The following is a 21,264-nucleotide window of genomic DNA, read 5'->3' as shown; positions in this document are numbered from 1 at the left end:
TTGTATATTTAAAATCATTCCTGATCAAGCTGAATGTAAGGAGCTGGTCATGTGAAAAGAAAAATAGTGATGTGCTCAGGTTTATTCTGCTCAGTATTTACAGGGGCATTCATGTTGAATCAATATGACGGGCGCAGCGGTGTGGCTGCTCGTGATGAGTGGGAGCTGTATTTACTGGAGCATCACCTGTCAGCCAGAATGAGTGAGACGGAATCAAAGGATCTGCCGTTTGGTCCGCGAGAGTATATTCGGATTGTAAATAGATAAAAAAGAGTTCCGTGTAAAACGGAACTCTTTCTGTTTATGAAGTGAAAAAACGAAGCAGAACTGTCGCGCAAATCACTGTGCCTGCACCGCCGAGACGTGTTGAAATTTGGGCAAACGGCATAAGGCCCATTCTTCCTGATGCTGATAAAATGGCAACATCACCCGTTCCGCCAAGACCGCTGTGGCAGCAGGTAACGATTGCGGATTCAACCGGGTACATGTTCATCAGCTTGCCCACAAAATATCCAGAACTAATCATCGCGATTACAACTGATATACAAATGATGACAAACGGAATAGAAATCACAGACGCCACGTCATCCAACGGAATAAAGAGGATGCCGAGACCGACCATGAGCGGCCATGTAAAGCTTGAAGAAATAAACTTATAAAGCTGGTAAGCGCCTTCTTCCATTTTTTTCGGAAGAATATTCGCATACTTGACAGCCGCAGCTGAAATAATCATTAAGATCGCGCCTGGAATGAAGATGAACTTCTCCAATAACCCGCCGAAAATAAAGAATGTACACGCGAGCAGAACTCCAGCTCCCATGAGTTTGAAATCAATTTTTGCTTCGGTTTCTTTTTGATTAAAAATCTCATTTGCTTTTTTAGATTTTACGAGACGTCCGTTCCCATTAAGATCTGGACGCTTATCGCCAAGCTTTTTCATTAAGGCTGCACATATGATAGCAAAAACGTTTCCTATAATAGCGGCTGGGACCAGCTGAGACACAAACACATCAGCGGATGAGCCTAGTATTTGTGAATAGGCGATTGAAAGCGGCAAAATTCCTTCACCTATTCCCCCGGCAATAATCGGGACAACCACAAAGAAAAAGGAATCATAAGCACTGTAGCCAAAAATAAATCCGACAAGAATGCCTGCTGCAACGGCCGCGATCGTTCCTGCAACCAGTGGAACGAACATTCTGATAAACCCCTGTATTAAAACAATTCGATTCATACCGAGGATACTTCCCACTACAAGGCAAGCGATATAGAAATAAAGGAAATTAGACGTTTTCATCAAGTTGGTTACAGCGTCTAAAGATGTTGAATTCAGTACATTGTAAAAGACTAAAAATGAAGGAACAAATAAAGATAAAATAGCAGGGCCGCCAATATCCTTCAATATCGGTATACGTTGGCCTATGTCTCCAAGAAATACACCAAGAATCATGATGATGGCAAACCCGCCAAGCATATTTACCGGCAGCTCATTGTAATAGGCTGCAAGAATAATAATAACAGCTAAAACTGTGTATAATGGCAGAGGAATCACACCGATTTCCCAAGCCCAGATTTTTTGAAACAGGTTTTTCCCCTGTGGGTCTTTTTGCTCAGGTGAAATTGTCCCCGTTTTTGGAATTGCTCCCATGTCATACACCCCCATGTATTGTTTGTTACAGTCTACAAGAAAGCGTTAACACTTCATATTTTTTTAAGTTAAAAAACCAATAAACAATTAAATTAAGGGGGTCTTTTGAATTAGAAAAAACCCTGAGAAGCATCTTCCCAGGGGAGAATGTTTTATCTTTTTCCTTTAATATAAGGCACACCATTGGCTTTTGGCGCATCTGCCCGCCCGATAAAGCCGGTTAAAGCGAGGATTGTTAAGACATAAGGGGCCATCAGCATATACACATTTGGTATGTCTTTAAAAAGAGGGAGCAGCGATCCAATGATGCTTAAGCTTTGGGCGAATCCGAAAAACAGGGCGGCTCCCAGCGCCCCAATCGGATGCCATTTTCCAAATACAAGCGCTGCCAGTGCGATAAAGCCTTGTCCGGAGATGGTAGAGTGCGTAAAATCAAGCGCAATCGTGGAAGCATATACGCCGCCGCCGAGACCGCCAAACAATCCGCTGATCATCACACCGATATAGCGCATTTTATATACGTTGATTCCCATCGTATCGGCTGCCATCGGATGCTCTCCGACAGAACGGATACGGAGGCCGAACGGTGTTTTAAACAAGATAAACCAAGAAAGAAAGGCAAGTGCTATTGCAAGAATAGACGTATAATAAACATCCGAAAAGAAGATCTTTCCCACAACAGGGATATCGCCCAAGCCAGGAATTTTTGTCTTATATAAAGGCTCTGGGATTTTGTCTGTCTGCGCTTTGCCGTAGATCAGCTTGACGATAAATAAAGTTGCCCCAAGCGCCAGCATGTTAATGGCGACACCGCTGACTGTCTGGTCGGCGCGAAATGAAATCGCCGCTGCCGCGTGAATCAGTGAGAACAGTACGCCTGCTGCCATGGCGGCGAGGAGTGAAAGCCATGGTGCGGAGGCACCTAATTCCTGACCTAAAAATAAATTAAATAACACGCTGGTGAACGCCCCGATAATCATGAGGCCTTCTAGACCGATATTCACAACACCTGATCTCTCGGAAAACACGCCGCCGAGAGCAGTTAAAATAAGCGGGGCCGCATAAACGAGTGTGGCTGGGACAATGATAGATAAAATCTGCACAAAGTCCACTTAATTCGCCCCCTTTTTCTTCAATTTGCCCATGACAAAACGAATCGCATAGCTTGAAGCCACAAACAGAATAATAATGGCAATCACAATGTCGACAACCTCTGATGGGACGCCTGATTCAATCGGCATATTTAACGCGCCGATTTTCAGCCCGCCAAGCAGGCATGCCGCCAGTACAACGCCGATGGCTGTGTTTCCCCCGAGAAGAGCGACCGCGATACCATCAAAGCCTACGCCGGTAAATGCGCCTTTCACTGCTGCGTATTCGAATGTTCCCAGGCCTTCCATAGCTCCGGCAAGTCCTGCAAAAGCACCGGAGATAAGCATGGAGGTCATGATATTCTTTCGCACGCTCATGCCGGCATACTGGGAAGCGTGCTGGTTAAACCCGACGGCCCGGAGCTCAAATCCCTTTGTTGTTTTGTTGATGATAAACCACATGATAACTGCTGCGAGAAGGGCAACGATGATTCCAAAATGCAGCCGTGAGTAATCGGTGATCTGTTCAAGAATCGGAGAGCGGAGGGAGGCGGATTCTTGAATTTTTCCCGTCTTATCTTGATGATCTGTCAAGACGTTTGAAATGATGTAATTGGTCATATGCAGTGCGATATAATTCATCATAATGGTGACAATGACTTCATGAACATAGAAGCGCGCTTTCAAAACGCCGGGAATAAAACCCCATAATCCTCCTGCAGCTGCCGCTGTAAGCAGTGCGAGCGGCAAGTGGATATATGCTGGTCCGTCAAACGCCGTACCGACCCAAACAGCTGCTGTCCAGCCGACGAGCAGCTGGCCCTCCACACCGATATTAAAGAGTCCGGTTCTGAATGCAAAAGCCACAGCCAATCCGGATAAGATATAAGGCGTAATTTGCCGGATGGTTTCTCCGACATAATAGATTTCTCCGAATATCCCATTCCACAAAGCTGAATATCCGCTGATCACACTGTAGCCGCTCGCAAGCATAATCAGCGCTCCGGCTGCAAGACCGAGAATGATTGCGATGAGCGGCACGAGTAAATGAGAGAGTCGTTTAACCATTTGCTTTCCCCGCTTCCTTTTGCGTGCTTCCTGCCATCAAGAGACCAAGCTCCTGTTCGGTGGTGTCCTGCGGATTGACACTGGCGATAATGCGTCCTTCAAAAATAACGGCGATTCTGTCACTGAGATTCATAATTTCTTCAAGCTCAAACGAGAGGAGAAGAACGGCTTTCCCGGCATCACGCTGTTCAATGAGCTTTTTATGGACAAATTCAATAGCTCCGACATCAAGGCCTCGAGTCGGCTGGGCGGCGATTAATAAATCAGGATTTCGGTCTACTTCCCGCCCGATAATCGCTTTCTGCTGGTTTCCGCCTGACAATGCCCGCGCGTGTGTGTATTCATCCGGCGTTCTGACATCGTACTCGCTGATCAGGCTGCGCGCTTTTTTGTACATTTCGCCTTTATGTAAAACGCCCAATGCTGAATACGGCTTTTTGTAATAGCTTTGCAGCACGATATTCTCTCCGATTGGAAAATCAAGGACGAGACCGTGCTTATGGCGATCCTGAGGAATATGTCCGATTCCGGATTCAGTGATTTTTCTTGGCGTCAGGTTTTGGATCTGTTTCTCGTTTAAGGTGATGGTTCCTGAATCTGTTTTGCGGAGTCCTGTTATCGCTTCAATCAGCTCCGATTGCCCGTTTCCGTCGACGCCGGCTATGCCGAGTATTTCTCCAGCTTTGACTGAAAGCGACAAATTCCTGACCGTCTCAAATCCGCGGGTATCCTTTACAGTGATGCCGTCAATCGCAAGCACTTCCACTCCCGGCTGAGCAGCTTTCTTTTCGGTTTTGAACGATATCTCGCGGCCAACCATTAGACTGGCGAGTTCGTCTTGGTTTGTATCACGGACATCAAGCGTTTTGATGCCTTTTCCTTTGCGGATAATCGTAACTCGGTCACAAATCTCCATAATCTCTTTCAGCTTATGGGTGATTAAGATGATAGACTTCCCTTCATTGACCAGGTTCTTCATAATTTGCATCAGTTCCTTGATTTCATGAGGCGTCAAAACAGCCGTCGGTTCATCAAAAATGAGAATGTCAGCACCGCGGTAGAGGGTTTTTAATATTTCTGCGCGCTGCTGCATACCTACTGATATGTCAGCTACTTTTGCTTCTGGATGGATCTGCAGGCCGTATCGATCGGAAATATCCTGTACCTCTTGGACTGCACGCTTCCGGTCAATTCTGCCAAACTTCTTTGGCTCTTTCCCGAGAATAATATTTTCAGCAACTGTAAAGGTGTCAACAAGCATAAAGTGCTGGTGCACCATTCCAATACCGAGGTCATTCGCTTTGTTCGGACTGTTGATGTGCACCTTCTCGCCGCGCACCCGAATGTCACCCCGCTCCGGCTGATATAGCCCGAAAAGGACATTCATCAACGTTGATTTCCCCGCTCCGTTTTCACCGAGCAGCGCATGTATTTCACCTTTTTTGACTTGAAGATTGATATTGTCATTGGCGACGATACCAGGAAACTCTTTGCGGATATTGAGCATTTCAATGACATATTCCATTGATTGACCGCTCCTTTATTCAAAATAAAAGAAAAACAAGGGATAAGGGCTCGACCTCCTTATCCCTGCGATTCTTATTTAGCTTTGAAGGTTTTCAGTTCTTTCTCAGTTGCCGGGACTTCCAACCCGTCGATGATTTTTTTCTTCCATTTATCGACCTGTTTGATCACATCATCCGATAGATTTTGCTTAGATGGAGAAATGCCGACTCCGTCTTGATCAAGCCCGTAGGTAAGTGTTTCGCCGCCAGGGAACTTTCCGTCGCTCGCTTTTTTCGTTAAATCTTCAACCGCTGTATCTACTTTTTTAACCATGGAAGTGAGGGTGACATTATTATCAGTTCCTTCTACCTGGCCTTCTGCGTATTGGTCTTTATCGACACCGATGACCCAGACATTGCGTTTTGGATCTTCTTTTTTCAGGTTTTTCGCTTCAGTAAAGACACCTGTGCCGGTGGCTCCTGCTGAGTGATAAATAACATCTACACCTGATTTATACATGCTTTCGGCGGTTGCTTTGCCGACATCGGCTTTATCGAAACCCCCTGCATATTTCACTTCCACAACGGCTTTTGGGTTAATTGCCTTCACACCGGCACGGAAGCCGACCTCGAATTTTTTGATTAACTCTGATTCCATGCCTCCTACAAAGCCGATTTTTCCTGATTTGCTTGATAGGGCTGCGGCCACTCCGACGAGAAAGGAGCCTTCCTGTTCTTTAAACATAATACTTGCGACGTTGTCTTTATCGACAACAGCATCTATAATCGCAAAGTTTGTATTTTTGCGCTGATCAGCAATTTCACTGATTGAATCCTCCATTAAGTAGCCGACGCCGTAAATCAAGTCAAAATTCTCACGTGCCAATTTATTTAAGTTCGTTGTATAGTCTGCATCTGATTTGGATTGAAGATAGTCATAACCGTTTTTCCCTTTTTTCAGACCGTTTTCTTTCCCGAAGGCTTGGATGCCTTCCCAGGCCGATTGGTTGAAGGATTTGTCATCCACTCCGCCTACGTCAGTAACCATCGCTACACTGAATTTGTTTTTGCCTTCGCCGGAGCCGCTGCTTTTTTCGCTGTTTCCGCATGCTCCTAATATGGTGCCTGCTGCGACCACAAGGGACATCGCCAATCCGATTTTTCGTTTATTCAAGATATAACCCCCCAGAAAAATTTGGTTCAAAGCTGATCCGGCCAGTCATGTGATGGGCTGTCCTGAACAATTTCTTAGAATCGATAAAATTTTCTGATAATAACAAATGGAATGCGCTGAGACAGTTCTATTCTTCCCTGAATAGGCGTGGTGTGAGTATTTCCTTCGAAAGGCGGGGAAGAGAAGGATGCGGAAGGCGTTCCGGGCGGAAAACCGTGACATCTTTTTCTGAAGTAAGACTTATGACTTAGTTTTTCGGGATCAACTAACCAATCATAATTTATCATTTAACTTATAAGAAATAAATAGAAATTTGCACAATTTTTTTAAAAGTATCTATTTTTAGAATTATTTGCTCAAAAATAGAAAAAACCTTTATTATTCTTGTATAACTTACCAACAATACAATCAAGCGTCTTGGCAAGAGATATGACAAAAAAACGCACTGCTCGGAGCAAGCAGTGCGTTTTTTTATAGATATTGTTTTATTCCGTTAAGGTTACTGTTGTTTACGTTATACTGAAACACCGGTCTTCCAATCGTTCCGTACGCCATTTCTACATTCAGAACCTGTATATCTTCAAGAAATTTTAAGTATTTTCGTATGGATACTTGAGAGATTTCTGTGTGCTTTGCTAAGTCTTCTGTCGTAAAAGATTCATTTTCGAATGACTGGATACTGGACCAGATCAGCTTCAGCGTGCTTTTTGTCAGGCCTTTAGGAAGCTGTACTTTTTCTGTTGCTTCTTTCTTTTGAAAAAGCTCGGCGTCCAGTTCTTTTTGACTCATGTTGCGATGGGTTGAATACACCTTTTGTTTTCGTCTGTAATCAGACAGAGCCGTTTGGAAACGTTCAAATTCAAACGGTTTGATTAAATAATCGACAGCTCCGTAACGAAGTGTTTTTTTGATCACGTCAAGCTCGCTGGCCGCTGAGATGACAATCACATCAACCGCTTCATTTTGGGCTCTCAATTCCGTCAGCAGTTCCAGCCCGTTTTTCCCCGGCATATAAATATCAAGCAAAATGAGGTCGATGTGATGCTCGCCTAAAATATGCAGAGCGCTTTGAAAGGAAGAAGCGATGCCTTTCAGCTGAAAGCCATCTATTTGGCTTAAGTATCGTTTATTTAATTCACCCACCATGGGGTCATCTTCAACTATTAGTACATTAATCATGATTTTCCTCCTTCGGTTCGTACGGGATGCGAATACTGAATGTCGTTCCTTCATTCTTTTCGCTTGTGAGGATCATTTGGCCCTTTAAATTTTCGATGCTTTGCTGTGTGAAATAAAGGCCGAATCCCCGGTTTTTGCCCTTTGTTGAATAGCCTTGTTCAAATACTTTGGCTTGGTCTTCTTCTGACATGCCTGCTCCAGTATCGGTAATTTCAATGTCCAGTATGCTGTTATGAAAGCGCATGGACATGGTGATTTGTTTTTTCGGCATATCGGCAACGGCGTCAAGGCCATTGTTGATGAGATTTCCGATAATTGTAATGAGTTCATGGATGACAGATGGGTCTGCCGCGTTTGGGATGACACCGTTGCATTCAATATCAAGATTTGCGCCCTGCTCACGTATGAAGCTTTGCTTTCCGAGCAGAAAACCGGCCAGTACGGAGCTTTTGACATCATTTATAATTTCACTTGTTTCTGATTTTTGCTGTATGGCTATATCTTTAATATAATCTCCAAGATCATCATACTCTTTCAGCTGGACGAGACCTAATATCACATGCAGTTTGTTCATAAATTCATGAGACTGCGCTCTCAGTGCGTTTGCATACATTTTAACACCTGATAGCTGTTCAGCTAAATGTTTTACCTCGGTCTTGTCTCGGAATGTCGCAATCGCTCCGACAGTTTGTCCTTTCAGCTGGATAGGAACTTCATTAAACACAAGCTCCAGCCCGTTAATGCGGACGTCTCTGTCTTGAAGAGGTTTTTTTGTCTCAATAACCTTTTTCAAGCGGCTTTTCGGCAATATGTCATCTACATCCTGATCAATGGGATTTGTGTTGATGCCCATTTTGACGAATAGGCGTTTTGCTTCCGCGTTGGCAAGTTTAATTTTGCCATGTTCATCGACAGCGAGTATTCCTTCCTTCGTCGATTCCAGCATCGCGCTCCGTTCTTCAAGCAGAGTCGCAATTTCATAAGGTTCAAGTCCGTACATGATATTTTTTACCGTACGGGCGACGATAACAGCTCCGATTACACCGACGAAGATGCTGACGCAGATAATAAAGTAAAGCGGCCGTAAGCTATGGCTGATCACTTCATCAATTTCATTTACGGTGATGCCGACCGCGACTGCACCGACCTGTTTTCCATTCTCCGCGTAGACAGGGACGAACGCTCTCTGCGATTTCCCGAGCGTGCCAGAGGCTGTGCTGATATGGACATGCCCTTTTAATACCTCGGATTCATCGCCGCCCCTGAATTTTTTTCCGATTTTGCTTGGGTCAGGATGGGTTTTGCGAATACCGTTCATATCAATGACGACAACAAATTCCGTGCCGGTGATTTTCTGAACCCGCTTTGTGTAGCTCTGCAGTTCCTTTTGTTTTTTTCCGCTTTCTAAAGCAGCGGCTGTCATCGGCGCTTCTGCTACCATTTCAGCAGTCTGCAGCGCAGTGGCCTTTTCCTGGTCTCTAATCCGTTTGGTCGTTTGGGCACCGACTGTGAAAAATGTAATGAGCAATGCGATTAATACAACGATACAAACAAATATGGTGAGTCTGGTTTGCAGTTTTAATGTTTTTTTCATATAAAACTTCCTTACGTTTTATGATTCCTGCGTACTACTTTACTCTCAAAATGCTGCTTTGTGAAGATTTGGGACCGTAATTCGTAAAAAGGAGAAAAAATGGAATAATTTATCTTGTCAATGTGTTTTAAGTCCTCCATAATAAATGAGGTAGATTATAGAAAGGGACTTTTTTATATGAAAAATACTTATTTGACAGGATATTTTCCGCTGATTGCGATCCTGCTTTTTAGTTCGTCCTTATCCATCTCAACTTCACTTTATGCGTTGAAGATGCTGTCTTCATTTGGAATGTACGATGGAATGCTCGATTATTTTTCAGAGAAAGGGATCAGGCTTGCGTTATTTGCTGCCTTTGCACTTTTATATTTTATGGTTCTGTCCGCTCTGAAATTGATAGCAAATACCGTGACTGAGCTGTCATTGCTGTTTTTTGCTAATGATCCGGAAGGGAACAACCTGAAAAAGCTCAGAATGGGTTCCATGATTTATTTGGGCGGCGGGATTTTATCCTTTGTGCTCTTGCAAAACGTCATATGGATTGTGATCTGGTTTGCGGTCGTCACACTGGCTTACTTTGTGTTTACTGTATACCGGATTTATTCGACGCTTTCTCTCATGTCATTAATCGGATTTATTCTATTGGAACTGCTGTTTTGGTTTACCTTTGTTATCGGTATTCTGTTCATATTTATCAAGCTTTATAATAGCATAATGGCTAGCTTACCTGTGTAAGCTAGCCATTTTTGCGTATCGGCAAACCCTTGCATTCGCGGTCAGACTTACGCTTCGGTACTCTATACGCAATGAGACGGCGTCTGGAATCCTCAATCATCACATCCTGTGAAAATCTGCTCCGCTCACGCTGATAAGATGACAAAAACCTAAAACGAAGCCGTTTTAGGTTTTTGTCGACAATCTGTGATGGCTAGCTTCCTAGCCATTTTTTATTTACGGTAAAAATCTTTTTTTAATAGAAGGGGAGGGGAGCATACATTCATTTTTTTTGCCAAACCACTTATAGCGGTTTTTGGCAATGAAAGAATAGACCATATCTCTGACAGGCTTCGGCACGGCGAAAAACAGGACGAAGAGACGCCATGGGCCCCGCAGATGCCTGAAAACCTTAATGGCTGCAGTTGACTTTGTGTACACTTGGCCATCTTCAATAAAGACAAAGCTGTCAAACCGATCAGTCGGAAGCCCGCTTTTTTTCAGCAGGTTTTGTCCTGTTTCCGACTGCAGCGATGTGAAAGAAATCAATCCGTCCGGATCACGTTTAATGATAAATTGCACGGCGCCATTGCATAAATTGCAGACGCCGTCAAACAGCAAAACGCGATTGGGAATTTGTTCTGAAGTCACCCAGATCCCCTCCGATCCTTTAATATGCCGCTTGCAGCGTTCCTTTCCAGATGGAAAGCTGAGGGCTGATGCTGTGAAGATATTCAACGCTGGTCGGTGTATCCTTTCCGACCCAAACCCCCATTGTATACGTATCTGTCAGGCCGACAAACCACATATCGTGATAATCATTTGATGTACCGGTTTTACCGCCGATGTAAGGCGCATTGAAATATGCTTTTTTCCCTGTTCCGCTTTTCACAACGGAAGACATCAGTTTTTTCAGCTGCATGTTCGTGCGTACGCTGAATATTTGAGTCGCTTTATCATTCCATTTATAAAGCGTTTTTCCTTTAAGGTCTGTCACCTTTGTAATCGCATGGCTCGGCGTATAGCTTCCGCTGTTGCCAAATGTCGTATAAGCCTTTGTCATCTCAAGAGGAGTCATGCCGTTTGTAAATCCGCCAAGCGCCGCCGGAAGAAGATAATCGCTGTTGACAAGTTTGGCAAAATGATACGGCTCAATATAACTGAATGCCTTTTGGATGCCGACGCGGTCGAGCATTCTAATGGCCGGTGTATTATAAGAATTTTTAAACGCCGTATCAAGCGTCACTGTGCCGTACGTGCGATTATTGTAGTTTTGCGGACAGTAATCTTTGCTGCAAAACTTGCTGGCATCAATGGTGCTGCTTGCTGTCGCTCCGGTCTGTTCAATATAAGGGCCGTAATCAAGAAGCGGCTTAATGGATGAACCCGGCTGTCTGTATGCCTGGTAGGCACGGTTAAAATCATATTTTTGATAGTTTTTCCCGCCGGACAGAGCAATGATTTGATGCGTCTGGTGATTAATCACAGCCGCTCCGCCCTGCACGCCCGCATAAGGGAGCTTAGAATTCATTTGTGCCACAACTTGATTTTGCATGTACGGATTAAGTGCAGTATAAATTTTCACGCCGTCTTTCATCAGAGTGCTGACTCTTGCGGACAGCTCATTCTCGATTTTTTCTTTTTGTTTTCCTGACGCTTTCTGAAGGCGTTTATCAAAGCCTTCTGATTCAGACACCAGCTGAGTGAATTCATCGTTAACGTAGGAAACGTAGTCAGGATATTTGTCTTCTCTTTTTTCAACATCCAGTTTGATTTTTTGTTTGACGGCTTTTTTCAGCTCTTTGTCTGTAATGACCCCGGCATCTTTTAGCCCTTTAAGCAAACGTTCTTGACGGCTTTTCGTGTAGTCAAAATGCTTGAGAGGATCATATAATGTAGGGTTATTAGGTATAGCACAGATAAAAGCCATTTCTCCCACTGTGAGAGATTTCAACGGTTTGCTGAAATAGAATTGAGCCGCTGAACCGACGCCGTAAACACCATTGTTGAAATAAATAGTATTTAAGTAAGCTTCAAGAATTTCATTTTTCGTGTACTTTTTCTCAAGCTGATAGGAATACGCGAGCTCTGTCAGCTTGCGGCTGAAGGAGCGTTCGTGACTCAAATACAAGTTTCTTGAAAGCTGCTGTGTAATGGTGCTGGCACCCTGGTCAATTTTCTTGTCTTTTACGTTAGAAGCAGTTGCCCGCACCATTCCCATAAAGTCAAAGCCTTTATGCTCGTAAAAATGTTTGTCCTCAGACGTTAAGAAAATCTGTTTGACTTCCTCGGGAATCTTGTCAAATGGAACGAGCACGCGGTTTTCGTGGTCGCTGACGATTTCCGAGACAAGGGAGCCGTCCCTGTCATACATGTAGCTGTTCTGAACAAGGCTGATATCTTTCAGATTAATATTTTTATCAAGCACCTGATCCAGGGACTTCATTTGTTTGACTTCTTTTCCGGAAGCGATAACTGTAAATGCAAACAATGGGATTATGCAAAGGAGCAAAATCCATCCGATTATTTTTCGTAACATGGTCACTCTCTTTTCTCCTAAATTCTAGCCATATCGTACCATTCTTTTGAGATTACGAGAAGGTTAAATTTAGAAGATTCCTCAGTTTTTTATCGGAATCAGCTTGCTTTGGCATAGGAATCCTTCTGGAGTTTCGGCATGATCCAAAGCATACAGGCGCCGGCGAAAAAGAGAAACGCTGTGACATAAAAGGTGGCTGATATCGTAAAATGGCTCGATATGATTCCGCCGAGAAGAGGCCCGAGCACGTTTCCTAAAAAGCGAAAGCTGACATTGTAGCCGAGAACTTCTCCTTGAATGCTGCCGGGGGCCTGAACGCGGATCGCTGCCGTGATGCATGGCAGCAAACCGCCCATCGCCATTCCAAACAAAAATCTGAAAACAAGGAGAACGCTGAGTGAGGACGCGAGCGCCTGCGGAATAAAAAAGAAAGAAGCGGCGAGCAAAAGTCCGATTAAAATGCGGCGGTGGCCGTAGCGGTCGCCAAGATCACCCCATTTTCTAGCCAGAAGCAAACTTCCGAGTCCCGTTGCTGAAAATGCCATGCCGGAGAAGAAGGCAAGATTGACAGGCCCGTGCAGCTCATTTACATATAAAGCGAGCAGCGGCTGGATACTGAAATTGCCTGTTTGGATCAGCATGGTTAACAGCATCATGACCCACAGCGCCGGCTGGTGAAAAATATAGGAGAGCACTTCTTTTCTCGAGTAAGACGTACGTTTGGCTGTTTTCTCTGCAAGAGGTTTTTCTTTGACGCCAAATAATACGAGAAGAACAGATGAGAAAATCACAAAGGATGTGATAAAAAAGGTATACGTAAAGCCGAAACGATCAGCAAGCATGCCTCCCAAAAGCGGGCCGAACAAGCTTCCGGACACTTGCCCCATTTGCAGCGTGCCAAGTGTTTTGCCGGCTGAGCTCTTCGGAGTCTGTGCCGAAATCATCGCAAGAGATGTCGGGATGAATCCGGTTACAAGACCCATTGCCATACGCAGAAAAAACAATTGGTACACCGATGTAACAAAGCCCATTAAGAAAATGCTGAGGGCAATGCCTGTTCCGGTTGCCATAAGGATTTTCTTGTATCCGCGTTTGTCTCCGAACCGTCCCCAAAACGGGGATACCAAAAACGCCATGAGAAATGTAATGCCGAACACATAGCCGCTCCATCTTTGCACAAAGCCGTTTGAAAAAGAGCTGAGCGACTCAATGTATAAGGAGAGAAAAGGAACGATCATCGTAGTGCTAGCGGAAACAAAAAAGTTCGCCAGCCATACAATGACAAAGTTTTTCTTGCGGGTAGAAATAACATCACCTTCTTATTATTTCGGGTTCCTTACTAATTATAAAGAAACGATTCACAATTTAAAAGAAACAAAGCGGCTGGGAAAATTCATTATTTTTAGAAAATGAAGAAATGTCGAGAAGGGGAATTGATATACTATAAAGATAGCATTTTCTGATCGGAGGAAAGGCAGGTGTAAAAAGGTGACGACAAACAGCTTACTCATTATTGACTTCGAATTTACAATGCCCGACGGAAAGTACAGTCCGCAAAACTTCTTCCCGGAAATCATTGAAGCCGGAATTGTAAAGTCGATTGATGATGAAGTAGTTGAGACGTTTTCTAGCTATGTGAGACCGAAAAAGTTCCCGAAGCTTACGAAACGCTGCAAGACATTTTTAAAAATCACCCAAAAACAGGTAGACGAAGGAATAAGATTCGAGGATCTCATCCGTAAACTAAACGAGCTTGATCCTGAGAAAAACAGCACAATTATTACGTGGGGAAACATGGATATGAAAGTGCTGAAGCAAAACTGTATGTTTAACCATATCCCATTCCCGTTTAAGGGAGAAATGAGAGATTTATCGCTTGAATACAAAAACTTTTTTGGAGACCGGACATTGACGGGTTTATGGAAAGCTGCTGAAGAGTATGGAGATTCCGGAACCGGCACCCATCATAAAGCGCTTGATGATGCTCTCACAGCATATAAACTTTTTAAGCTTGTTGAGCAGGATAAGCAGTATCTCGAAAAGCCAAAACCGCCCACAATTGGCGAAAGAATCGATTTAACCGAACTGTTCAAGCGCGCGACGTAAAAAACCCAATCTTTTGTCAGACTGGGTTATGGCCGATTGAAATATTCTTTTTCTAAAGTGTCCAGATTATGTAGGGAGCGCTTTGCCCACTCCGAACCATCCTCATTCAATTTGGCTCTCAGCTGTGCTGTCGCCTCCCGCAGAGATTTTGTATAATCCGGCACTTCACCATCATATGGCTTCACCATATGGTGGGGGATATTGGTCTGTTCACCGTATGCGAGCGCTTTTCTCTCATGAAAAAACGGCACATCCGCCTGTTTTGGATGATGAAGGTCTCCTTGGGCGGGATGGGTAAGAACCGCTTTTACTTTCACTAAATAATGCTGCGGCCTGCAAGCCGTAATTTCTCCTATGTATACACCTGTTTTGTAAAATCCTTTAACAATAGAGCCTGTCTCAAACGTGCTCATCTGTCATCACCTCGCATTTATTCTATTAAAGTTCCAAGCGATTTGCTAGTGAGGAAGATCAGCGGGAAGCCTAATTGTCACCGTAGTGCCTTTTTGAAAGCTGCTGTTAAATGAAATGGTCCCGTGATGATGTTCAATAATGGAAAAGGTTACGGTAAGGCCGAGTCCCGTTCCGTTCGTTTTTAAGGAATAATAAGGTTCGCCGAGTTTTTGCATTTGATGGTCTGTCATCCCGACCCCATTATCTGTGATGTTAATCATGATCGTATGGCCGTTTCTTTTGGCCGATATGCGGATCATCCCCTTCCCGTGAGGAACCGCTTCAATACTGTTTTTCATCAGGTTGATGACAGCTTGCTTCAGCTTTGTTGCGTCCCCGTATATCAAAAGGTCCGGTTCTGTTTCAGCCTCGACGGTTACTGACTTGTAATTGGCATACGACACCATAAGGTTGCTTGTCTCTTTAATAAGGGCAGATAAATCAAAAACCTCTTTTTCATATAATTGCTGTTTCGCCATATCGAGATAGTTTGTAATAATGCCTTGTGCCCGGTCAAGCTCTGACAGTACAAGCTGTTTGTAATCCGCACTCGACTTGTTTTGCAGGGTTTCGTCATTAAAAAGCAGCTGGACAAACCCGCGGACAACTGTCAAAGGATTCCTGACCTCATGAGCGACGCTCGCTGCCAGTTCGCTCACAATCGTCATTTTTTCAGAATGGATAAGCTGTGAGCGCAAGGCGATATTTTCGGCGATGCTTTCGATAATATAGATGCTTAATAGAAGAACACTGGAGCGGAAAAGCCCTGAGACTACCGCCTCGTAAACGAAAATTCCTGATTTTTGAAAATTTAAAATATTTAAGGCGGAAAGAATCCAGCTGGAGGCGAAAAATAGGAAAATCTCCAAGCAGCTGATCAATAATGACAGCAGCAGTTTTTTCGCTTTGGACATAAATGGCCATTTTTTCTGAAATAGGATTGGGATAATGATAAGAAAAGGCAGCAAAGTAAAAACAAATATTGCGGAAGGTTCGTAAAAAAGCAGTTCAAAACATAGGACAGATGCAGCGACTGTGAGTCCGGAAGCGGTGCTAATGTAAAATAAACAAATGATAACGGGAATCATCTGAAGGCCGTATTGTATGTAGTCCATTTCATGAATCGGGAAAAGAATGCATAAAACGGAGGCGCCGCAGGCGAAGAGCGTGACCAAACCGCTGTTTATTTTTGGCACAAGAATCGCAGGTTTTCCAAGCCAAAACACTTGGTAAAGAAGAATAGGAAACAAAATAAAGCAGATATGCAGGAGATAGTCTTTTAGAATTTCCATTCGTGTGAAATCCTTTCGTATAAAATATGAATCTATTATAACACTAAATATTAGAAGTAAAATATAAAATTCCTTTATTAAGAACGCCTTTACGAATGAAGACGTAAAGGCGTTTCAGAGCTATATTTATGATAATGCGGTTTTGATGCGGCGCAGGCCGTCCTGCAGGGTTGCGAGAGAACATCCCGCGTTTAGGCGCATAAATCCTTCTCCGCCAGGCCCGTATTTCGTCCCGGGCTCTAGAATAACCTTTCCCTTTTTTAGCATTCTTTGCTGAAGGTCTGTGTCGGACAAGCCGTAAGCGCTAAAGTCGAGCCAGATCAGGTATGATGCATCCGGTTTCATCATTTTGACCTTCGGCATCTCGGAGCTCAAAAAGGCTTCCGCTTCGGTCATGTTTTTCTCAAGGTAAGAGATCAATTCATCAAGCCACGGCCCGCCTTTTGAGTATGCGGCTTCGATTGCAGTGACGGCAAACGCGTTTAATCCGCCTAAACCATTGCGCTGCAGGCTTGCAGAAAACTTGGCGCGCTTCAGGCGATCGGGAATCATGATTGCCGAAGCCTGCAATCCGGCGATATTGAATGTTTTGCTTGGCGCAACACATGTCACGGAAAGATCAGCGAAATCGTCAGAGAGCGAAGCAAACGGCGTGTGTTTGTGTCCGTACAGCATTAAATCGGAATGGATTTCATCGGATACAACTGTGACGCCATGCTTAAGACACAATTCGCCCAGCTTCAGCAAATCTTCACGGCTCCATGAACGACCAGAAGGGTTATGAGGATTGCATAAAATAAACAATGTAACGCTTGGGTCACTAAGCTTCGTTTCCAAATCTTCAAAATCCATTGCATATGAGCCGTCTTTTTCTAGCAAAGGATTATGTAAAATGTGCCGGCCGTTTTTCTCAACCATATGGTAAAAAGGCGTATAAACAGGAGGTTGTACAACGACTTGATCGCCAGGCTCCGTGAAAGCTTGTACCGCCATGCTCAAAGCCGTTACAATGCCCGGGCTGAATGTGATGCTTTCCGGATTCACCTTCCAGCCGTGCCTGTTTTGCATCCATGCGCACACCGCATCCTTCGTTTTTTGATCCGGAGCCGTATAACCGAAAATTCCGTGTTCAAGGCGCTCTTTTAATGCTTCAGTTATCGCTTCCGGCGCGCGAAAATCCATATCCGCCACCCACATCGGGAGTGCGTCTGTCACGCCGAATAATTCGCCTGTTTTGTCCCATTTGACCGATTGGGTGCCAAGGCGTTCTTCTCGTTTATCAAAGTTCATTCTGTTACCTCCTCATGTATGTTTATTTTTCTAAGCTTCACTATGATAAGATAGAACTGCAAATTTTATTATAAGCGGTGATGAATATGGAAGAAAGTCAAGCGGTCGGGGAAATGGTCAAGATCATTGCCAAATGGGACCCGTTTAAATATGGTGAAGAGTTTTACGAAACGGAGGCTGTTGATGTCGTGCAGGCAGTCTATGATGAAGACGATCCCGCCGTGCTGGCGAAACGCATTCAGCATATATTTGAAACTTCTTTTGAACAAACGCTGCCGATCGACAGCTGCCGGGAAGTGGCTGGCCAGCTTTTATACATTAAAAACAGCAGCTCCTGCACACTTTAAAAAACCGGTTCAGCACCGGTTTTTTTCTATTTGATAAAATCAGCAATGTGTTCGGAAACAAGCTCAGGCCGTTCTTCAGGCACCAGATGTCCGGTTTGGCTAAATGAGTATAGCACGGAATTAGGCAAATCCGCGTGCAGCCGTTTACCGATCTCCATTGGGACAATTCGATCCTCCTCGCCCCAAATCAATAATGCAGGCTTGTTCATTCTCTTCAATTGTTCGGGTTCTAAATCTCCTTCTCTGTGGCGGATAAACCTTGTCATGGCTTTGAAAATCTGCTCGTCCTGAAACGGTCTGCCATAGCCGTCAATCATCTCCTCATCAATCAGCGATTTGTCATGCACAACATTTAATAAATTTTTCATCACGCCTTCTTTCGAGAGCCAGCGCTTGATATATAGATGAAAATACGGAATATGGGTCCCGAAAATGATCGTTGGATGTGAGCGTTTTAAATATCCTGAACTGCAAAGCAGCACAACCTTTGAAAAAAGCTCTGGCTTTTGGAGAGCAGCAGACAATGATATTTGTCCGCCCATAGAATGTCCGATAAGCACAGCTTGCTTCACTTGCAAGTGCTCCAAAATCCCAATGACAAGCTTTGCGAGGTTTTGATAGGTATAGATAAACGTTCTTGATTTTTCAGATTGGCCGAAAGGAGGCAAATCAAGCGCGATGATATCGTACTTGTCCCGAAGGAGAGGGATTACTTTTCTGAAGCTGAAAGCAGACGATAAAAAACCGTGTACGCAGACCAGCGTTTGCCTGCCAGGATTTTGATAATGTTCGTAGTACACATTGACTCCATCGACCGTAAACCGCCTTATTGGTGAAACCGCCTCCATTCTGTGTCACTCCCTTTTTTTGATGTTTGTATTGTGCCCTGAAATTGTCAATTCTAGCGGAAGTTTCTCCTCGTTTTTTCTTAGCATTCGTCAAAAAACGTGATATAATGTCATGAGATTTCTTGACATTGCAAAGGTGTGAATCAAATGAAGTTGACAGAAAAAGAAACAGAAATATTAGAAATTTTAGACGAAAACAGCCGCGCCGATTTAGAAACCATTGCAAAGATGGCGGGCATCCCAGTAAATGAAGTAAAAACGATTATTGACAAACTGGAGAAAGAAAAGGTTATTATCGATTATTCCGCTATGATTGACTGGCGAAAAGTTGACGGACATGAGGGCGTAACGGCCATGATTGACGTCAAAGTAACGCCGAAGCGGGGAGTCGGTTTTGATGAAGTGGCGGAACGAATTTACCGATTCCAAGAGGTTGAATCAGTTTACCTGATGTCAGGCGTGTACGATTTGTCTGTCGTAATTCGCGGCAATTCGATGTCTGACGTAGCGCGTTTTGTTTCAGATAAACTGTCAACGCTTGATTCAGTTGTATCTACGACTACCCATTTTATCCTGAAAAAATACAAGCATGACGGCAAAGTGTTTGAAACAGGAGACGACGACAAAAGAATCGTGGTGTCCCCGTAAATGACTTCGTATTTATCAGACTATGTACAACAAATAAAACCATCAGGCATCCGCAAATTCTTTGATTTGGCGGCAACGATGGAAGGCGTCATTTCTTTAGGTGTCGGAGAGCCTGATTTTGTTACCGCGTGGAATGTCCGTGAAGCAAGCATTCTCTCGCTTGAACAAGGATATACGTCATACACGGCCAATGCTGGTTTATACTCATTGCGAGAGGAAATCAGCCGTTATTTGAGCAACAGGTTTGATCTTAGCTACTCGCCAGATAATGAGCTGATTGTGACAGTAGGGGCAAGTCAGGCTTTGGATATTGCGATCCGTGCCCTTGTGAATCCGGGTGAGGAAGTCATCATACCTGAGCCATGTTTTGTGGCGTACGATGCGCTTGTTTCTTTGGCAGGCGGTATCCCGGTTCATGTTCATACAACAGCAGACAAGGGGTTTAAAGCAACGGCCGCTGATTTTGAAGCGGCAGTCACTGAAAAAACAAAGGCCATTCTCATCTGCTCACCATCGAATCCGACAGGTTCGGTTTATTCGAAGGAAGAGCTGAATGCGATTGCTGAGTTTGCCAAAAAACATGATGTCATCGTCTTAGCCGACGAGATCTACGCGGAGCTGACATATGATGAGGAATTTACAAGTATAGCGGCATTACCGGGAATGAAGGAACGGACGGTCGTCATTTCAGGCTTTTCAAAAGCATTTGCGATGACGGGCTGGAGGCTTGGTTTTGCTGCAGCACCATCCATGCTTCGGGATGCAATGCTTAAAATCCATCAATATGCGATGATGTGCGCGCCCGCAATGGCGCAGTTTGCCGCCCTTGAAGGCCTGAAGAACGGCATGGAAGACGTAGAAAAAATGAAAAAAAGCTATCGAAGAAGACGGAATCTGTTTGTAGAATCTCTCAATGAAATCGGTCTCAGCTGCCATCACCCGGGCGGCGCTTTCTATGCTTTTCCATCCATTAAAAGCACGGGAATGAGCTCAGAACAGTTTGCAGAAGAGCTTCTGACGCAGGAAAAAGTGGCAGTTGTTCCGGGAAGCGTGTTTGGACCGAGCGGTGAAGGATATATCCGCTGTTCATACGCAACCTCGATTGAACAGCTTCAAGAAGCATTAGTCAGAATGAAACGCTTCCTCCACAAAACAACATAAAAAAAGATACGAACCTTTTGTTCGCATCCAATAAAAGGGGGGAATACTAGAAAGCCTTTGGTATTTTCAGTTTACCCCCTTTTTGCCGTGCACAAACCTGATTTTTTATAAAAAAGATTTCTTTGCGAAAATAAGACATGTGTGATATAATTTTAAATTGCGTATAAACAGATATTTAATTTAACTTAGGAGTTGTTATGAATGGCAGCAAAATTTGAAGTGGGCAGTGTTTACACTGGTAAAGTTACAGGATTACAAGCGTATGGTGCGTTTGTTGCATTAGATGAAGAAACTCAAGGTTTAGTACACATTTCTGAAGTGACTCACGGTTTCGTAAAAGATATCAACGAGCACCTTTCAGTTGGCGACGAAGTACAAGTAAAAGTACTTGCTGTTGATGAAGAAAAAGGAAAAATCAGCCTTTCAATTCGTGCGACACAAGCTGCGCCTGAGAAAAAAGAAAGCAAACCAAGAAAACCTAAAGCTGCGCAAGTAAGCGAAGAAGCTTCTACACCACAAGGTTTCAACACATTAAAAGATAAGCTTGAAGAGTGGATCGAAATGTCCAACCGCAAAGACCTTATCAAAAAATAAGTATGAAAAAAGC

The 21,264-nt window shown here is 44.0% G+C and carries 22 protein-coding genes; 8 read left to right on the top strand and 14 right to left on the bottom strand.

Translation table 11 applies throughout. From position 1 onward, the window contains the following. The first annotated feature begins 51 nt into the window (after positions 1-51). Positions 52-267 (top strand): hypothetical protein, encoded by a 216-nt coding sequence (locus CDO84_RS15150; protein WP_040081973.1) that lies wholly within the window; start codon positions 52-54, stop codon positions 265-267. Between the two features lie 34 nt (positions 268-301). On the opposite strand, the gene maeN is transcribed toward CDO84_RS15150, so the two are convergent. From maeN to maeL, 7 genes are all read right to left on the bottom strand, one after another. Then, positions 302-1,648, bottom strand: a complete 1,347-nt coding sequence (gene maeN, locus CDO84_RS15145; RefSeq protein ID WP_040081974.1) for a sodium/malate symporter MaeN — start codon at positions 1,646-1,648, stop codon at positions 302-304. Positions 1,649-1,800: 152 nt separating this feature from the next. Continuing rightward, on the bottom strand, positions 1,801-2,760 hold the full coding sequence (gene nupQ / locus CDO84_RS15140) for a guanosine ABC transporter permease NupQ (RefSeq protein ID WP_014665181.1): 960 nt from the start codon (positions 2,758-2,760) through the stop codon (positions 1,801-1,803). Further along, positions 2,761-3,807, bottom strand: coding sequence for a guanosine ABC transporter permease NupP (gene nupP, locus CDO84_RS15135; protein WP_014665180.1), 1,047 nt, complete (start codon positions 3,805-3,807; stop codon positions 2,761-2,763). Beyond that, positions 3,800-5,332 (bottom strand): guanosine ABC transporter ATP-binding protein NupO, encoded by a 1,533-nt coding sequence (nupO, locus tag CDO84_RS15130; RefSeq protein ID WP_014665179.1) that lies wholly within the window; start codon positions 5,330-5,332, stop codon positions 3,800-3,802. The genes nupP and nupO overlap by 8 nt, the downstream gene beginning before the upstream one ends. Positions 5,333-5,406: 74 nt before the next feature. After that, positions 5,407-6,486 (bottom strand): guanosine ABC transporter substrate-binding protein NupN, encoded by a 1,080-nt coding sequence (nupN, locus tag CDO84_RS15125; RefSeq protein ID WP_040081975.1) that lies wholly within the window; start codon positions 6,484-6,486, stop codon positions 5,407-5,409. A 471-nt stretch (positions 6,487-6,957) separates the two neighbouring features. Continuing rightward, positions 6,958-7,665, bottom strand: a complete 708-nt coding sequence (gene maeM, locus CDO84_RS15120) for a two-component system response regulator MaeM (protein WP_014477821.1) — start codon at positions 7,663-7,665, stop codon at positions 6,958-6,960. Continuing rightward, entirely contained in the window at positions 7,658-9,259 is a 1,602-nt protein-coding gene (gene maeL, locus CDO84_RS15115; RefSeq protein ID WP_040081976.1) for a two-component system sensor histidine kinase MaeL, read from the bottom strand. The genes maeM and maeL overlap by 8 nt, the downstream gene beginning before the upstream one ends. 177 nt (positions 9,260-9,436) lie before the next feature. Between maeL and CDO84_RS15110 the strand changes: the two genes are divergently transcribed. Next, positions 9,437-9,994, top strand: coding sequence for a YufK family protein (locus CDO84_RS15110; protein WP_014665176.1), 558 nt, complete (start codon positions 9,437-9,439; stop codon positions 9,992-9,994). A 216-nt stretch (positions 9,995-10,210) separates the two neighbouring features. Here the strand turns inward: CDO84_RS15110 and CDO84_RS15105 are convergent, their stop codons facing one another. The 3 genes from CDO84_RS15105 to CDO84_RS15095 form a co-directional block, all read right to left on the bottom strand. After that, positions 10,211-10,624 carry a thiol-disulfide oxidoreductase DCC family protein gene (locus tag CDO84_RS15105; protein ID WP_014665175.1) on the bottom strand — a complete coding sequence of 138 codons (414 nt, stop codon included), beginning with the start codon at positions 10,622-10,624 and terminating at the stop codon, positions 10,211-10,213. A gap of 19 nt (positions 10,625-10,643) precedes the next feature. Next, positions 10,644-12,518 (bottom strand): transglycosylase domain-containing protein, encoded by a 1,875-nt coding sequence (locus CDO84_RS15100; RefSeq protein WP_080478269.1) that lies wholly within the window; start codon positions 12,516-12,518, stop codon positions 10,644-10,646. A gap of 92 nt (positions 12,519-12,610) precedes the next feature. Next, positions 12,611-13,819 (bottom strand): multidrug efflux MFS transporter, encoded by a 1,209-nt coding sequence (locus tag CDO84_RS15095; RefSeq protein ID WP_080488053.1) that lies wholly within the window; start codon positions 13,817-13,819, stop codon positions 12,611-12,613. Between CDO84_RS15095 and CDO84_RS21750 the strand changes: the two genes are divergently transcribed. Both CDO84_RS21750 and kapD read left to right on the top strand, forming a co-directional pair. Beyond that, entirely contained in the window at positions 13,722-13,925 is a 204-nt protein-coding gene (locus tag CDO84_RS21750; protein ID WP_014665172.1) for a hypothetical protein, read from the top strand. The genes CDO84_RS15095 and CDO84_RS21750 overlap by 98 nt on opposite strands. A 75-nt stretch (positions 13,926-14,000) precedes the next feature. After that, complete coding sequence (gene kapD / locus CDO84_RS15085; RefSeq protein WP_014665171.1) at positions 14,001-14,618, top strand: 3'-5' exonuclease KapD; 618 nt, start codon at positions 14,001-14,003, stop codon at positions 14,616-14,618. 26 nt (positions 14,619-14,644) lie between these two features. On the opposite strand, the gene kapB is transcribed toward kapD, so the two are convergent. From kapB to patB, 3 genes are all read right to left on the bottom strand, one after another. Next, a complete protein-coding gene (kapB, locus tag CDO84_RS15080; RefSeq protein ID WP_040081977.1) occupies positions 14,645-15,031 on the bottom strand; it encodes a kinase-associated lipoprotein KapB in 387 nt (128 codons plus the stop codon). 45 nt (positions 15,032-15,076) lie between these two features. After that, on the bottom strand, positions 15,077-16,363 hold the full coding sequence (gene kinB, locus CDO84_RS15075) for a sporulation sensor histidine kinase KinB (protein ID WP_040081978.1): 1,287 nt from the start codon (positions 16,361-16,363) through the stop codon (positions 15,077-15,079). A gap of 126 nt (positions 16,364-16,489) precedes the next feature. Next, a complete protein-coding gene (gene patB / locus CDO84_RS15070) occupies positions 16,490-17,653 on the bottom strand; it encodes a cystathionine beta-lyase PatB (RefSeq protein WP_040081980.1) in 1,164 nt (387 codons plus the stop codon). Positions 17,654-17,739: 86 nt separating this feature from the next. On the opposite strand from patB, the gene CDO84_RS15065 reads away from it, so the two are divergent. After that, positions 17,740-18,000: a YugE family protein gene (locus tag CDO84_RS15065; RefSeq protein WP_040081981.1), complete on the top strand. Its 261-nt coding sequence runs from the start codon at positions 17,740-17,742 to the stop codon at positions 17,998-18,000. A gap of 26 nt (positions 18,001-18,026) precedes the next feature. Here the strand turns inward: CDO84_RS15065 and CDO84_RS15060 are convergent, their stop codons facing one another. Further along, positions 18,027-18,848 carry an alpha/beta fold hydrolase gene (locus CDO84_RS15060; protein ID WP_040081982.1) on the bottom strand — a complete coding sequence of 274 codons (822 nt, stop codon included), beginning with the start codon at positions 18,846-18,848 and terminating at the stop codon, positions 18,027-18,029. A 147-nt stretch (positions 18,849-18,995) separates the two neighbouring features. Here CDO84_RS15060 and CDO84_RS15055 point away from each other — a divergent pair, with 147 nt between their 5' ends. The 3 genes from CDO84_RS15055 (at position 18,996) to yugI (ending at position 21,251) form a co-directional block, all read left to right on the top strand. Beyond that, positions 18,996-19,496 (top strand): Lrp/AsnC family transcriptional regulator, encoded by a 501-nt coding sequence (locus CDO84_RS15055; protein WP_009968070.1) that lies wholly within the window; start codon positions 18,996-18,998, stop codon positions 19,494-19,496. Further along, on the top strand, positions 19,497-20,657 hold the full coding sequence (locus tag CDO84_RS15050) for an aminotransferase (protein WP_014665165.1): 1,161 nt from the start codon (positions 19,497-19,499) through the stop codon (positions 20,655-20,657). It begins immediately after the preceding gene. Positions 20,658-20,858: 201 nt separating this feature from the next. Next, positions 20,859-21,251, top strand: coding sequence for a S1 domain-containing post-transcriptional regulator GSP13 (gene yugI, locus CDO84_RS15045; protein ID WP_003228864.1), 393 nt, complete (start codon positions 20,859-20,861; stop codon positions 21,249-21,251). Positions 21,252-21,264 lie beyond the last annotated feature (13 nt).

The organism is Bacillus sp. MD-5 (assembly GCF_002201875.1).
GTDB lineage: Bacteria > Bacillota > Bacilli > Bacillales > Bacillaceae > Bacillus > Bacillus stercoris.
This window is presented reverse-complemented; position numbering and strand designations above follow the sequence as displayed.

What these genes read in the sequence shown, in the direction of transcription:
- maeN (WP_040081974.1), bottom strand. Translation starts at nt 1,648, where the DNA reads ATGGGAGCAATTCCAAAAACGGGGACAATTTCACCTGAGCAAAAAGAC.
- nupP (WP_014665180.1), bottom strand. Translation starts at nt 3,807, where the DNA reads ATGGTTAAACGACTCTCTCATTTACTCGTGCCGCTCATCGCAATCATT.
- nupO (WP_014665179.1), bottom strand. Translation starts at nt 5,332, where the DNA reads ATGGAATATGTCATTGAAATGCTCAATATCCGCAAAGAGTTTCCTGGT.
- maeM (WP_014477821.1), bottom strand. Translation starts at nt 7,665, where the DNA reads ATGATTAATGTACTAATAGTTGAAGATGACCCCATGGTGGGTGAATTA.
- maeL (WP_040081976.1), bottom strand. Translation starts at nt 9,259, where the DNA reads ATGAAAAAAACATTAAAACTGCAAACCAGACTCACCATATTTGTTTGT.
- CDO84_RS15110 (WP_014665176.1), top strand. Translation starts at nt 9,437, where the DNA reads ATGAAAAATACTTATTTGACAGGATATTTTCCGCTGATTGCGATCCTG.
- CDO84_RS21750 (WP_014665172.1), top strand. Translation starts at nt 13,722, where the DNA reads ATGTATAAGGAGAGAAAAGGAACGATCATCGTAGTGCTAGCGGAAACA.
- kapB (WP_040081977.1), bottom strand. Translation starts at nt 15,031, where the DNA reads ATGAGCACGTTTGAGACAGGCTCTATTGTTAAAGGATTTTACAAAACA.
- kinB (WP_040081978.1), bottom strand. Translation starts at nt 16,363, where the DNA reads ATGGAAATTCTAAAAGACTATCTCCTGCATATCTGCTTTATTTTGTTT.
- patB (WP_040081980.1), bottom strand. Translation starts at nt 17,653, where the DNA reads ATGAACTTTGATAAACGAGAAGAACGCCTTGGCACCCAATCGGTCAAA.
- CDO84_RS15065 (WP_040081981.1), top strand. Translation starts at nt 17,740, where the DNA reads ATGGAAGAAAGTCAAGCGGTCGGGGAAATGGTCAAGATCATTGCCAAA.
- CDO84_RS15060 (WP_040081982.1), bottom strand. Translation starts at nt 18,848, where the DNA reads ATGGAGGCGGTTTCACCAATAAGGCGGTTTACGGTCGATGGAGTCAAT.
- CDO84_RS15055 (WP_009968070.1), top strand. Translation starts at nt 18,996, where the DNA reads ATGAAGTTGACAGAAAAAGAAACAGAAATATTAGAAATTTTAGACGAA.
- CDO84_RS15050 (WP_014665165.1), top strand. Translation starts at nt 19,497, where the DNA reads ATGACTTCGTATTTATCAGACTATGTACAACAAATAAAACCATCAGGC.
- yugI (WP_003228864.1), top strand. Translation starts at nt 20,859, where the DNA reads ATGGCAGCAAAATTTGAAGTGGGCAGTGTTTACACTGGTAAAGTTACA.